Source organism: Butyrivibrio fibrisolvens (assembly GCF_037113525.1).
In the GTDB taxonomy this organism is placed as follows: domain Bacteria; phylum Bacillota; class Clostridia; order Lachnospirales; family Lachnospiraceae; genus Butyrivibrio; species Butyrivibrio fibrisolvens.
Map to the genome: position 1 here is coordinate 1,783,309 of NZ_CP146963.1, position 13,787 is coordinate 1,797,095.

The following is a 13,787-nucleotide window of genomic DNA, read 5'->3' on the forward strand; positions in this document are numbered from 1 at the left end:
GGACCATTATAAACATGAGGATATTATTATGAAAGAAGAACGTCCTGTATTTGTTGTCGGGCACAAGAATCCTGATACAGACAGCGTTTGTGCAGCTATTGCTTATGCAAGGCTTAAAACAATTGTTACCGGAAGAGCCTTCGAGCCAAGAAGAGCCGGACATCTTAATGAAGAGACAAGTTATGTTCTTGACAGATTTGGAGTAGATAAGCCCCAGATGCTTACTGATGTTAGAACTCAGGTCAAGGATCTGGAGATCAGAAACCTGTCGGGTGCATCCGGAGAGACTTCGCTTAAAGATGCATGGGAGATCATGCGTAATGCCGGAGTTGTAACAGTTTGTGTTACCAAGGATGATCAGCTCCAGGGTATTATTACGACTAATGATATCGTTACATCTTACATGGATGTTTATGATTCAGATATTCTGTCGGATGCCAAGACATCTTACAGAAACATCGTTAAGACCCTTGATGGTAAGATGATCGTTGGTGATGAAAACGGCAACGTTGAAAAGGGTAAAGTAGTAGTTGCTGCTGCGAGCCCTGAGGTTATGGAGAATATCATCGATTCAGGTGACGTTGTTATTCTTGGTAACCGTTACGAGACCCAGCTTTGTGCTCTTGAAATGGATGCAGACTGCATCATCGTATGTGACGGTGCAGAAGTTGCGCAGACAATTCAGAAACAGGCTGTTGCCCATAACTGCCGTATCATTACAACGCCACATGATACATTCACGGCATCAAGACTTGTCAACAGTAGTATGCCTATCGAGCATTTCATGAAGAGCGAGGGACTTGTTTCCTTCCACATGGATGACTATATAGAAGATATACAGGAAGTAATGGCGCAGGAGCGTCACCGTTATTTCCCTGTACTTGATGAAGATGACAAGTACATAGGTATGATCTCACGTCGTAACTTCCTGGGTGCAAGGAAGAAACAGCTCATACTTGTCGATCATAATGAAAAGAATCAGGCAGTACACGGTATAGAGTCTGCAGAGCTTTTAGAGATCATCGATCACCACAGACTCGGAACGATCTCTACATCTTCACCTGTATTTTTCAGAAATCAGCCACTTGGTTCTACTTCTACTATCGTATACCTTATGTATAAAGAGAATCAGGTTGATATAGATCCTCAGACAGCAGGCCTTCTTATGGCTGCTATACTGTCTGATACTCTTATGTACAGAAGCCCTACATGTACTCAGATTGACAGAAATGCAGGTGCTGAGCTTTCAAAGATAGCCGGCGTTGATGCAGAAGCTTTTGCCATGGAAATGTTCCATGCCGGAAGTAATCTTGGATCTAAGACTGTTCCTGAGATCATTCATCAGGATTTCAAGAAATTTACAGTTGATAACAAGACCATCGGCATCGGACAGATCAATTCCATGAGTGCTGAAGAACTTGGCGAGATCAAGCAGAAAGTCATACCGGAGCTGGATAAGACTCTTAAGGCGGACGGTATTGATATGATTTTCTTCCTGCTGACCAACATATTAAAGGAATCGTCGGATGTTGTGTTTGCAGGTAATGGAGCGGAAACAATAATAGAAAACGGATTTTCAGTTGAAACAAGAAATAAAGGAGCATATCTTCAAGGCGTAGTGTCCCGTAAGAAACAGTTTCTTCCGACAATTGTTGATACCCTCGAAGGGTAATATAACTGGAAGCTTATCGGGAAAGGATGAAGGTAATTTTGAAAGAGGTAGTAAGCAACAGGATATATCAGGAGTTTTCTGAGGTTTTATTGAAGAATGAGAATTCTACAAAGATCTCACAGGAAGCTTTTGGAATAGTATCGAACTGGTTGCCATTGGGGAAAGTAGTATTAGAAGCAACATTAATACCGGGGGAAAACAATTATATCCTGGAGAAGAAGATCGTTTCCCGTCCTTTGTTTATCAAGGACAGGGAAGCGATATTATCTGATTATCAGGAGAAATTTTCTTTTGGGCCTGCTGACAATAATATCTGTTTTTTGTGTACATCAACAGCAGAAGATGGACACTTTACAGAGGAGGAAGCAGAGCATCTTAAAGCTTTTCTTTCTGAAATGTATATACATGTAGAGAGAATGTACCTTGGGAAAGGACTTCAAAAGGCTTACATTACCCAAAAAGTCACAGGGCTTCCCAATCAGGCGGGCTATATGGCAAGAGTTATAGCTCATGTCAAAAAGAGTTCGTACGATGACTACACGTCTTTTTATTTTAATCTGCGTGGTTTTGGTCTTCTCAATTACGAATTCAGTGAAAAAGAAGTTGATGCAATTCTCAAACGCTATGGAAGAGAACTTAAAAAGAGAATCGATGAAGGTGAGGAAGTAGGTCATCTTGGCGGTGATAACTTTGTTGCTTTTATAAAGAAGAACAGAGCAGAGTATTTCCTTAACCAGATAAAAGCAATTGAGACATATGGTGTATACAAGGGAAAGAAGATACCTGTTATCATAAGAGCTACAATTGGTGTATTTGATCTTGAAGCAAGGAAGATACATCATCCAGGAGAAATAATAGGTCAGCCTGGTGCGGCGCTTAATTACGCAAGAAGAAAACGTAAGAATGTCGTATGGCTTACACCTGAGATCATGGATGAGATCTTTTTTGACAAACAGATATATGACGGACTTACAAGTGCTATCAATAATGGCGACATTACTACTTATTATCAGCCTAAGGTTAATCTTGAAACGGGTGAGGTAGTAGGTGCAGAAGCTCTTGTAAGATGGAATTATGGAGGAACGATGCTGGCACCTGATGCTTTCGTTCCGATACTTGAGAAGTCTACAAGGATCAGTGAGCTTGATTTTTATATATTAAGACAGGTTTGCCAGATGCTTGAAGAAAGAAAGAGGGAAGGCAAGACTGTAGTTCCGATCTCTGTTAATTTTTCAAAGAGAGATCTGGAGATACCCAATATTTCTTCAAGGATTACTGATATTATAGATAAATACGGCATTGACAAGGATGAGATCATTATTGAGGTGACGGAGACAGCTTATTCCGATGAGCAGGAAAGACTGCTTTCATTCCTTAGGCAGATGAGAGATAACGATATCTCTACTTCTATTGATGACTTTGGAACAGGCTATTCATCATTATCCGTTATCCGTGAATATCCTGTCAGTGAGATCAAGATCGATAAATCCTTTATCGACAGGGCTGATCTTACAAGAGAAGATGAAGCTATCGTTGGTTCTGTTATCGCTATGGCCCGTATGTTAAGACTTAAGGTCATTACTGAGGGAGTTGATAAGTGTGAGCAGGTAGATTTTCTTCTTAGACTTGGATGCAGCAGAGCTCAGGGATTCCTTTTTGATAAACCTCTTTGCTATGATGATTTTAGTAAAGTTCTCGACAGAGGACGTTATGAGGTCACATGGGCTAAGAAAAGAAAATAAACGCTAAAACACATTATTGGATATGCAGGATAAGATATGAGTATAGTTATCACGATATATTCCAAAAGTGCTTTTAAAGAATTCGTACTTCCGGCTGGCTCTAATAAGAGGCTTGCGCTTCGAATAGAGAGCAGGAAGTTTCGAATTGAAGAAGATGTAGCGGTTCTTTTGGAAAATATAGGGGGAAGCTGGAGATTTTTATCTTCAGATGAAGTGAATCAATTAAAGCTTCCGTTATGCCAGATAGATAATTACGACGGCTGCGACCTGAAAGAGGGCGATAGCCTTTCTTTGCGTACCAGATACGGCGAACGTCTTGCTGTCATGGTCAGGGAAAAAGAAAAGCCCTTTATTGCCTATAAAAAGTATGACCTTAATAACATAGTCAAGCTTTCGGTTGGAAGCTCAGATGAATGTGATATCAAGTATTCTTTTCTTATATCAGAAAGAGAGGTTATATCCTCTGTTCATGCAGTAATGGAAGCTGATATCAATGACGGCGGATGGATACTGACAGATAAGAGTACTAATGGAACATTTATTAATGATATTGCTATACATGGTTCCAGAAAGCTTTTATTTGGCGACAGGATCAATATATGGGGACTTTACATGGTCTATGCAGGAGATGTTCTTGCTATAGATCAGACTTCTTATACCGTTTTGTCAGGTATGCTTTCCCAGATCAAATGCAAGTCGGATGAAGCTAATGGCTTTTTGGCTGATCAGCAGGTAAGGGATTCTTTTGGAATGTCTGATAATTACAAGGTTGTCTATCACAGACCACCACGTAATATGGACAGGCTTTTTTCTGATGAGATCATCTTAAAGCATCTTCCTTCTAATGCGCATATGATCGCTAATGATTCAGTAATTCCTCATACCAGAGTTTCAAAAGAGATAAAGCGTATCCGTAATGATTACTCGGATTATCTTGATGTGATGGAAGAGAAGATCGCATCAAGCAGTGAAGGAAACAGAAAGATCCTAAATGACAGATATCCAAGTGCACAGGAAGCCTGCGATTGCAGAAAAGGCCTTCCTGATAATCTCTGGAGTAGAAATACAACTCATAAGGACTTTCTGTATCACAGGATCGGTAAAGGCACTATTCCGCTTCAGATGAAGATAGAGCTTCCTGAAAGCGATAATGTCTTTTATGATGATGAGCTTGATAAAAGATGTCTTGATATAGCCAAGAAGTACAGGATGCTTGAAGATGTGCCTGTATGTGTTGACCTTGCAAGCGAGAATCTGATTGGTATAGTTGGCGGCAATGGTAAAAGAGGCTCTTATCAGATCGTTTATGATCTTATAGCCCAGATCACTACTCAGAACTGCTATACAGATGTAAAGCTTGCTTTCCTTACAGCTAATGATATTTCAGGCAATAATGATTCCTGGTCCTTCGGACTTTGGTTCCCGCACGTATGGTCTGAAGACAGAAAGAGAAGATATATTGCCTTTGAACAGGAGGAGATCAGCGACGTATGCTATGATCTTACCTCTGTATTCAGAGAATATTCCAAGAATCCTGAGAAAGACCACCCTCACTATGTGGTAATAGTAGAGGATCAGTCTCTTCTTGAAGGAGAGCTTATAACCAAGTACCTTTTTGATCATGAGAATGCACCGTTTGTAACCACGCTTCTTATGGCTGAGGATGTTGCAGACCTTCCTAATGCCTGCAACCTTGTAATTGAAAATGATAATGATTTCAAGGGAATGTACTATATTCGCGAAGGTAAAAGTAACGGTTGCGAGATCGAATTCGATAGTATAAGTCCCGAGATCTTATATGAACTTTCCGGAACTCTTTCTACTGTTGTTGTAGATAATGAAGGCGGCGGCGGTGAGATTCCTGATGAAGTCAGCTTTTTTGATATGTACGGTGTGATGGCCCCTGAAGACCTTCACATTGAAGATAGATGGCGCAGAAACAGAACCTATGAAGGTATCAGAGGCTGCATAGGTCAGATAGCAGGTGGACGCCCATGTATACTTGACCTTCATGAAAAGTATCATGGACCTCACGGCCTTATTGCAGGAACTACAGGTAGTGGTAAGTCTGAGCTTCTTCAGACCTGGATACTTTCACTCGCAGTAGAATACAGCCCTGAAGATATAGCCTTTTTCCTTATCGATTATAAGGGCGGCGGAATGGGTAATGCTTTTGCAAAGCTTCCGCATGTTGCAGGACAGATTTCCAATCTGTCAGGTCCTCTTGTTCGCCGCGCCATGGTGGCTATAAAGAGTGAGAACCGCAGAAGACAGCGTCTTTTCATAGAAAGCGGTGTTAATAATATTGATGCGTATACAAGGCTTTATAAAAATGGCGAGACCAAGGTTCCGCTTCCGCATCTTCTCATAATCATTGACGAATTTGCCCAGCTCAAAGCTGAAGAGCCTGATTTTATGCGTGAGCTTATCAGTGTCGCTCAGATCGGTCGAAGCCTTGGTGTACACCTTGTTCTGGCTACCCAGAAGCCGTCAGGAACAGTAGATGATAATATCTGGAGTAACTCCAAGTTCAGGATATGTCTTCGTGTTCAGGACCAGAAGGACAGTATCGAGATGCTTCATAAGTCTGATGCAGCCTTCTTGTCAAATACAGGACGAGCTATCCTTCAGGTTGGAAGCGATGAACTTTATAAAGAGTTCCAGTCAGGATATACAGGCCAGGCCTACGACAGAGATGGAAGTAATCACAAGATCACTGCCAGACTCCTTACTAATACAGGTCGTGAAGGTCTTATTGGTAACTATCTCGAAAGCCGTCGTAAGGCTGCTCTTCGTCATGAGTTCATACTTGGGCTTGTTAAGGACAGGGGACTTCGAAGCGGAACAGCATACGAAGATATGCTCTACCTTAACTTTGTAAGACTCCGTGATGAGATACTTAGTCAGGAGCCGGAGCTTATTAATGATGGCGATGTTCTTGCAGACAGGATCATTGAAAGATCTGAGATGGAGAATATAAGACTTCCTCAGAGAAGAGAGAAGTCCCAGCTTGAGACTGTTATTGAGTATATTATCGATACAGCTAAAAAGCTTAAACTTCACAGTAATACGCCATTGTGGCTTCCTGAACTGCCATCCCAGCTCTCACTTCCTGAGCTTGACGGGTATAAAGGATCAACATGGCATAATGGCAGATGGCCCAGAGTTTCAAATAACGCAGATATCAAGACTTATGCAGGTCTTATTGATGATCCTGTTAACCAGTATCAGATGCCGCTTATCATTAACTTCTCAAGAGGCGGTAATACAGCGGTTTGCGGTATGACGCTCAGCGGCAGAAGTACATTTTTACAGACAGTCATATATTCTCTTTATCAGAGCTATGCACCTTCAATGCTCAATGCTTATATTCTTGACTTTGGCGGAAGAATGTTTGAGGTATTTGAAGATGATGCTCATACAGGTGGAGTAGTATATGATTCTGATTCCCAGCGAATTCCTAATCTTATCTGCATGATCCAGGATGAGATCGCAAGGAGAAGAAAGGAATATGTGGGAGCAGGCTTTGATGCGGTAAGATCTGAAAAGGGATTCAAGGATCCTGCGATCATACTTGTAATAGACGATATGGCTTCATTCCGCGAGAAGACAGAAGGTGCATACGATGATGCTCTTATGCAGATAGCAAGAGAGTGTGCTTCAGTTGGAATCTACCTTCTGATCTCTGGAAGCGGATTTGGAATAAGGGATATTCCGGGACGTATGTCTGACAGTATTCGAAATATCTTTTGCCTCCAGATGGCAGATAAGATCGGATATATGGATGTTCTCAGAACTTCCCAGATCGAGATCACTCCTCAGGGTGGAATCGCAGGAAGAGGTCTTATATTATCATCAGGCCATACCCTCGAATTCCAGACAGCGCTTGCATGCAGTGGAGATGAGCTTTCAAGATCAGAAGCAATCCGAGACGTCCTTAAAATGCAGACTGGTTCTTATGATGGACCTAAGGCGATGGCTATACCGTTTATTCCTGACAAGCCGACATGGAATTTGTTTAAGGAATCATTGGTAAATGTTGATGCAGGATTGCTTCCTATCGGTTATAATATTACAAGTGCACGTATCGAGAGTATAGACCTTGATATGACATATTTATATCTGATCAGCGGCAGGCCTAGAAGTGGAAAGACTAATCTTATACGTATCCTGTTAAGGACATGCCTTATGAAAGCTCCTATGGAAGTTACAGTATTTGAGACCTCCGGAAGGAAAGAGCTTAAGAGCGATGCTGAAAACATGGGCTTTGGATATGTAACAGATGTTAATGAAGCTGTCGAGTGGCTTACAAATATCATTCCTGCTTTTAAGGAAAGAAACGCTGTTAAGACAAAACTTAAGGGCGAAGGCAGGAGCGATGAAGAGATACTTGGCGAGATCAGAAATACAAGTAAACCTATCTTTGTTTTTATTGATGACCTTGTAAGTTTTGCACAGATGATGCATGGCCCCGAAGGAGCAACACACAATCTGGCAGGTGCTATTACCAATCTCTTTGAGAAGGGTAACCTTTTAGATATTTACTTCTTTGCGGCATATGACGATGAAAAGAGGATAGATGCTGCCGGACTTTCGGTATACGAATCATTTGTTTCCTACAAAAATGGTATACATCTTGGTGGTATGGCTGATGCTCAGAGCATACTCAGATTTGATGGAATACCATACAGGAAGCTTACAGCAGCCGGAAAGCCTGGAAGCGGTGTAACATCATCATATAGTGATAAGGGTTCAGTACAGGTTGTGATTCCGCTTGCTTAAGAGGTGGATCACAGCTGATGCTGAAATAATACGTTAATAATAAATGAGGTAAAAATGATTTATTATCTTTCATTGATGGAAAGTAAATTGGAAACTCGTCTGTTAAAAGAGCTTGTTCCGTCTTATGCGGCAAGATATACAGATGACTATTGGGATTACTGCTATACAGAATTCCTTTCCGATGCTATCGAGAGAGTCGAGGCAGTTAATAAGCATGACTTTATTGCCTGGGACACTATGGTCAAAGGAGCCGGCAACCAGCTTCTGGAGCTTAGGAAAAGGAACCCTTCTGCATTCCTTTTGCTGTTTGCTTCAGGAAGAACTAATCCCATGCTTTATGTCAGAGCAGGTGTAGCTCCTGACGCACTTGTACTTAAACCATATGAAGAGGAAGGTCTTAAGAAGGTCCTTGATGAGTCCTTTGAGCTTATTGCTGACAAGTTGTCCAAGACAAGAGGTCAGATGATAAGCGTCTATACAGGACACGCTCAGAAGTATCTTCAGCTTGATCTTATCGATTATATGGAAGCAAGAGATAAGAAGGTATTTATAAGGATCAAGGATCAGGAATACGGTATATATGGCACACTGGATGAGCTTATCTCCAAACTTCCAAAGCATTTTATGAGATGCCACAGAAGTTATGTGATCAATATGCTCCACGTAGACAGCATCGTATTGGCAGAGAATTACATCTTAATGAAGAACGGTGACCAGGTACCTGTTTCAAGAACATATAAGAAGGAAGTCAAAGAGTATGGAATTGAGAATGAATAGCGGATATATAATGAGCAGACTTGATCTTTCGGTCCTTCTTTTATCTGCGAAAAAGGACAGAATATGTACACTTGCTCTGCCAAAGGCAAACGAAATAGATGATCTTCAGATGCTTTCAAGTGCATTCAGACTTGCAAGAGACGGACTTCTTGAAGTTCCTGTAAATGAAGATGTACTTGATGAAGATAAAAAAGAAGAAGCAATGAGCTCTGATGATATACATCCATCAGAGGAGGCTATGGAATTTCTGGAACCTCTTGTTGCTGCAGATAGAGTAATACTTCTGGTTCCACATGATAAAGAGATGGATCAGAAATTCATTTACTTCTCTAATACCAAAGTGACATTAGTAGAAGCTGACAGCCACAGAGAAGACAGGATCAGACTTACTTCTTTTGACAAGGATTATTTTGAAGAGTGGATCAGATCAACATTTGATCTTGAAGAGAATCTTCCGGAGTCAGAAGAGGCAACCAACGATTATGTAAGGGCCGTAGATCCTGAAGATATTGAACGCGAGAATTTAAGAGCTGTAAGAAGAATGGATCTCGTGGATCTTGAAGCATGGATGGAAGATGCCGGCAAGAGTTCAGGACTTACTCCGGTATTTGCCATGTCATACATGAGAGGAAGCGATGGCCAGATGACCAAGTACAGTATGCTGCTTCGCGGAAGATATGGTGAGTGGTGCATTGAGTGCCCGGCAGGAGATATTCTTTCAGATGATGAAGGAATGGAAGTATGGCCGGTTTACGAAAAGATGTGGGCAAATATATGATACTTGTAGATTTGCAGGTTGTGTCGCTTGACAGACATTATCAGTTCAGTCTGGATGAGTCCAAGAGCGTTCTTGAACTTATAACAGAGATCAAAGATATCCTGTGCCAGAAGGAACAGTGTGAAATGCTGGGAGAAGATGATGATCTCATGCTTTGCTCAGTGACACAGAACAGTATTTTGAAAAAAAACAGAACGCTTTCCGAGCAAGGGGTACGTAGCGCAGAGCGCCTTATGTTGTTTTAGGAGTTTATATGAGAGTAGATACAGATATCTTAAAAGAAGCAGCTGACAGCAGAGTAAAAATCTGTAAGAAGCTGGAAAACAGATCACTGGAACTTCAAAGACTTATCAAGGAACTTGAAACCTATGATGGTCTCGATGATATTTGCACTATGGCACGCGAAATAAATGCATGTCTCATTAAGGATATTCTGATGATAAGACAGACAGGAATCGCGCTTCATAGCATATCCAGAATTTACGAAGATGGAGAGAAGCTTATTGCTGATCATTCAGACGGCACAGGCTTTATCATCAAGGGAAGAGAACTTGGAATCCTCAATGATCTTGAGCCTCTTCGTTCTTCCTATGAACGTATTGTTCGTGGTGACAAGCTTCAGAATATAGGAGGAGAAGACAATTGAGCAGAATAGTTGTAGATATAGATCAGCTCGTACGTGATTCACGTTCGGTTTCTGAGCATCTTACAAGAATACAGAATTTACGAAAAGACGAACCTGAAGGCCTTAAGCAGCAGGGAGATAATGTTGTAGCAGGACTTGAAGAGTACAGCCGCTGCATACGTTTTGCTGCTGATAATTACAAAAGAATGCAGAACGAAGTTCGTGATGTGATTTCTTCTATCAACGTACAAGGAGATTAAGTAATAGTCTATGAGTAATATGAAAAAAGAAATAGAAGAATTAAAAAATACAGTAAACAGTATGAATGGTTACTGGAGAAGCGAGAGTGCAGATGTGCATCAGGATATTTTTGCAGATATCATTGATGAAGCACAGGATTATGCTGCCAAGTTTCCTGAAGTTACAAAGACAAGTGCTAAGACAGAAGTATTCGATTCTGATCTTTTAGACTGAAAATAGAGGTGTTTGTATGGCTGATAAAAATTCGATCACTCCTGAACTTTTGAAAGACAGAGCAATGAAGTTTGAAGAACTTGCTGATTCTCTCAAAAAGGATGTATTATATGTTCTTGAAGAAAGTGATGAAAAGACATTTGATTCATGGAAGGGCGAAGAAGCAGACATGTTCCGCGTTAAGGAAGATGTTGTAATTGACTCTTTAAAAGATGACCTTGATAAAACAGTCAAGCTTGCAGAACAGATGAGATATCTTCTGTCTAAGAGTGAAAGGACTTCAAAATGATGGTAATAGCTCAGAAATACTGGTATGTTCTGGTTGCTATAATAGTGCTTCTTATAGCATTTATTGTAGTTTTACTGGTATATATCAAGAATAATTCTAATACAAAAAGTAATAATAACGCTGTTAATGCCAATGTACCAAAAAGTGGTAGTGGTAAGAAGGTAATGGCAACAGATAATGTTCATCGTACTAAGTTTGTTGAGATAGGCGATAGGGCATCAGGTGATACAATGCTTTTGTTTGATGCACCATGTAAGCTTTGGATAGGCGATATGGACAGACCAGAGGTCAAATTTGAAATGCCGCTGACAGATGCAGGTGTTTCTATCGGATTTGATAAGAGCAATCAGGTATGTCTTGATTATGATGATACAGTGTCAGGCGTTCACTGCCGCATTTATCCTTCCGGAAGTAAGACATATATCGAGAATAAGAGCAAGACTAATCCGGTTATAGTTAATGGCCAGAAAATTGAAGAAAGCGCTGCGATCTACTCGGGGACAGAAATAATAGTAGGTAATATCAGGCTTAGTGTGAAATTTGCCTGAATTACATCGCAGTTGTTGGAGGAAGGCATAAATGGGGGTTATCAGATGTCCGCATTGTCAGGAAATGATACCTGATGACTTTGCACATTGTGGTTTTTGCGGTAAAGACGTTAACGTTAAGAACAATGAATATATGCTGCAGATCGGAACAGTTCTGCAGGATAGATACTATATAGGAGCAGCTATAGGACAGGGCGGATTCGGCATTACCTATAGCTGCTGTGATCTGCGCCTTGATATGAAGGTTGCGATCAAGGAATTCTATCCGGATCGCCTTGTAAAAAGGGATTCAAACGAATCTGGTAATGTAGTTTTAATCAATCCATCTAAAAAATCTGTCTACGATCACGAAATGAGCAAGTGCCTTCTGGAGGCGCGTACACTTGGCGATTTTGCAGATGACCCGGGTGTTGTCAGAGTCAGTGATATTTTCAATCAGAACAATACAGTATATATAGTTATGGAATATCTCGAGGGAATGACTCTTGAGCAGTTCCGTAAGCGTAATCCGGACGTTGATTTCGATTTTTGTTATAAGATGCTTAGTCCGGTTATCAAAGTCCTTGAACATATACATGAGAGAGGGCTTGTTCATCGTGATATAAGTCCGTCCAATATTATGGTTCTTCCGGATGGAAGAGCAAAACTTCTTGATTTTGGCTCTGCAAGCCGTTTTGATAAGGTCGAAGAAGATGATGAGATCCTTGTTCTGCGCCAGGGATATTCTCCTATAGAGCAGTATCAGAAAGGGATGCCATCTGGCCCATGGTCAGATGTTTATTCGTTCTGCGCAACTTTTTATTATATGCTGACTGGAGTTAATCCCTGCAGCGCCGATGACAGAGTAGGAGATGATCAGCTTGAAAAGCCCTCAGCGCTTGGCGCTGTTATCCTTGAAGATCAGGAGAATGCCCTTATGCATGGGCTTGTTCTGAATCCCAAACTTAGAACAAGATCTATGAAGCAGCTTGCGGACGAGATGGAACTTAGAGTTCCGGTTGCAAGATCTGAGCAGCTTTTGAACCTGAAGGAACAGATAGAAGCACATATGGCAGAAGGTTTCACCGGAATGGTCGATGTATCCGGTTCTAATAAGGCCGTAAATAGTACTGTAAATAACACCGGTAAGAAGGTAAGGCTCAGGAAAACAATAATAGGTCTTATTGCAGCGGCTATGTGCGTTTTGATCTGTATCTGCGCTGTGCTTATGTTTGTAAGAAGTAAACAGGCTCCCAAGATCACATCATCTTATCTCATAGAAGAAAGCGGCAATAATCTTACTGAAAGTGAAAATGTCAAGGTAACGATCAAAACTGCTGTTGAATACAGGGCATACAATAGCAGTTACAGTGATTATCCCGAAAGCTATAAAAATGAAGAAACAGTAGAAGTATGGTCTGGTCAGGATGACAGCATTTATTTAAAGAATACCAGTACAGTAGATGAGGGTTATATAGCTTATATGATAATGGATCATGTCAAAGGGGATACATATAAGCTTGGTAAGCGTGATGCCAATAATTATTCGATTGATAACGGGTATGAATCGTTCATGGTACCAATGTTCCTGAGTACGTCCTGTTTAAATGGTGGTATGCAGCTCTCAGAAGACATGTCCAAACTCAATGGAAAGTCCTGCTATACAGTAAGTGGCGAGCTTAGTTCCAAGATAGTTCTGGAGATGGTCAATGAACTAAACATTTATGACTGGCTTCCGGAAGAGTATATCAAGCTCTACGGTCTGGTTCCCAAGGGAAATATCACAGCTTATTTTGACAGTGAAAGCTTTGAGCTCAAGCGTATTAGTATTACTTTGCTGGGCTTTGATCTTGATAGTCTTGCCGAGACTTCTAACAAACATTTCGGATATGAAAAATACAGATTCGATGAGATGACAGTTACTATGAATGTGGATTATTCCTATGGTGAAAAGGCTGAGCTTGATGGAGCAGAAGCTAAGCGCTTTGCTGATACCAGAGAGAGGATCCAAAGCGGTGATTCGATAACCTGGGCCTATAAATGGGGATATATCTGGAGTCTGGGTATTTCATAAAGAGATAATACATATAATCGAGTAGGCTGACTCCTACTCGATTTCGC

12 protein-coding genes are annotated in these 13,787 nt (G+C 41.0%); all 12 read left to right on the plus strand.

Annotation, left to right across the window (positions count from 1 at the left end; all coding sequences use genetic code 11):
* Nucleotides 1-28: 28 nt before the first annotated feature.
* The 12 genes from WAA20_RS07300 to WAA20_RS07355 are packed head-to-tail and all read left to right on the plus strand — an operon-like array spanning nucleotide 29 to nucleotide 13,740.
* Complete coding sequence (locus WAA20_RS07300) at nucleotides 29-1,672, plus strand: putative manganese-dependent inorganic diphosphatase (protein ID WP_073385061.1); 1,644 nt, start codon at nucleotides 29-31, stop codon at nucleotides 1,670-1,672.
* A 38-nt stretch (nucleotides 1,673-1,710) separates the two neighbouring features.
* A complete protein-coding gene (locus WAA20_RS07305) occupies nucleotides 1,711-3,414 on the plus strand; it encodes a GGDEF domain-containing phosphodiesterase (protein WP_073385062.1) in 1,704 nt (567 codons plus the stop codon).
* Nucleotides 3,415-3,450: 36 nt separating this feature from the next.
* A complete protein-coding gene (locus WAA20_RS07310) occupies nucleotides 3,451-8,196 on the plus strand; it encodes an FtsK/SpoIIIE domain-containing protein (RefSeq protein ID WP_073385064.1) in 4,746 nt (1,581 codons plus the stop codon).
* A 54-nt stretch (nucleotides 8,197-8,250) separates the two neighbouring features.
* Nucleotides 8,251-8,973 (plus strand): LytTR family DNA-binding domain-containing protein, encoded by a 723-nt coding sequence (locus WAA20_RS07315; RefSeq protein ID WP_073385065.1) that lies wholly within the window; start codon nucleotides 8,251-8,253, stop codon nucleotides 8,971-8,973.
* Nucleotides 8,954-9,751, plus strand: coding sequence for a hypothetical protein (locus WAA20_RS07320; protein ID WP_073385067.1), 798 nt, complete (start codon nucleotides 8,954-8,956; stop codon nucleotides 9,749-9,751). Before WAA20_RS07315 ends, WAA20_RS07320 begins: the two co-directional genes overlap by 20 nt.
* Nucleotides 9,748-9,996 (plus strand): hypothetical protein, encoded by a 249-nt coding sequence (locus tag WAA20_RS07325; protein WP_073385068.1) that lies wholly within the window; start codon nucleotides 9,748-9,750, stop codon nucleotides 9,994-9,996. The genes WAA20_RS07320 and WAA20_RS07325 overlap by 4 nt, the downstream gene beginning before the upstream one ends.
* A gap of 8 nt (nucleotides 9,997-10,004) precedes the next feature.
* Entirely contained in the window at nucleotides 10,005-10,397 is a 393-nt protein-coding gene (locus tag WAA20_RS07330) for a hypothetical protein (protein WP_073385070.1), read from the plus strand.
* Nucleotides 10,394-10,636 carry a hypothetical protein gene (locus WAA20_RS07335; RefSeq protein ID WP_073385071.1) on the plus strand — a complete coding sequence of 81 codons (243 nt, stop codon included), beginning with the start codon at nucleotides 10,394-10,396 and terminating at the stop codon, nucleotides 10,634-10,636. The genes WAA20_RS07330 and WAA20_RS07335 overlap by 4 nt, the downstream gene beginning before the upstream one ends.
* 10 nt (nucleotides 10,637-10,646) lie before the next feature.
* On the plus strand, nucleotides 10,647-10,850 hold the full coding sequence (locus WAA20_RS07340) for a hypothetical protein (RefSeq protein WP_073385072.1): 204 nt from the start codon (nucleotides 10,647-10,649) through the stop codon (nucleotides 10,848-10,850).
* A gap of 16 nt (nucleotides 10,851-10,866) precedes the next feature.
* Nucleotides 10,867-11,139 carry a hypothetical protein gene (locus WAA20_RS07345; protein ID WP_073385074.1) on the plus strand — a complete coding sequence of 91 codons (273 nt, stop codon included), beginning with the start codon at nucleotides 10,867-10,869 and terminating at the stop codon, nucleotides 11,137-11,139.
* Nucleotides 11,136-11,687, plus strand: a complete 552-nt coding sequence (locus WAA20_RS07350; protein WP_073385075.1) for an FHA domain-containing protein — start codon at nucleotides 11,136-11,138, stop codon at nucleotides 11,685-11,687. The genes WAA20_RS07345 and WAA20_RS07350 overlap by 4 nt, the downstream gene beginning before the upstream one ends.
* Nucleotides 11,688-11,718: 31 nt before the next feature.
* Nucleotides 11,719-13,740: a serine/threonine-protein kinase gene (locus WAA20_RS07355; RefSeq protein ID WP_073385077.1), complete on the plus strand. Its 2,022-nt coding sequence runs from the start codon at nucleotides 11,719-11,721 to the stop codon at nucleotides 13,738-13,740.
* Nucleotides 13,741-13,787 lie beyond the last annotated feature (47 nt).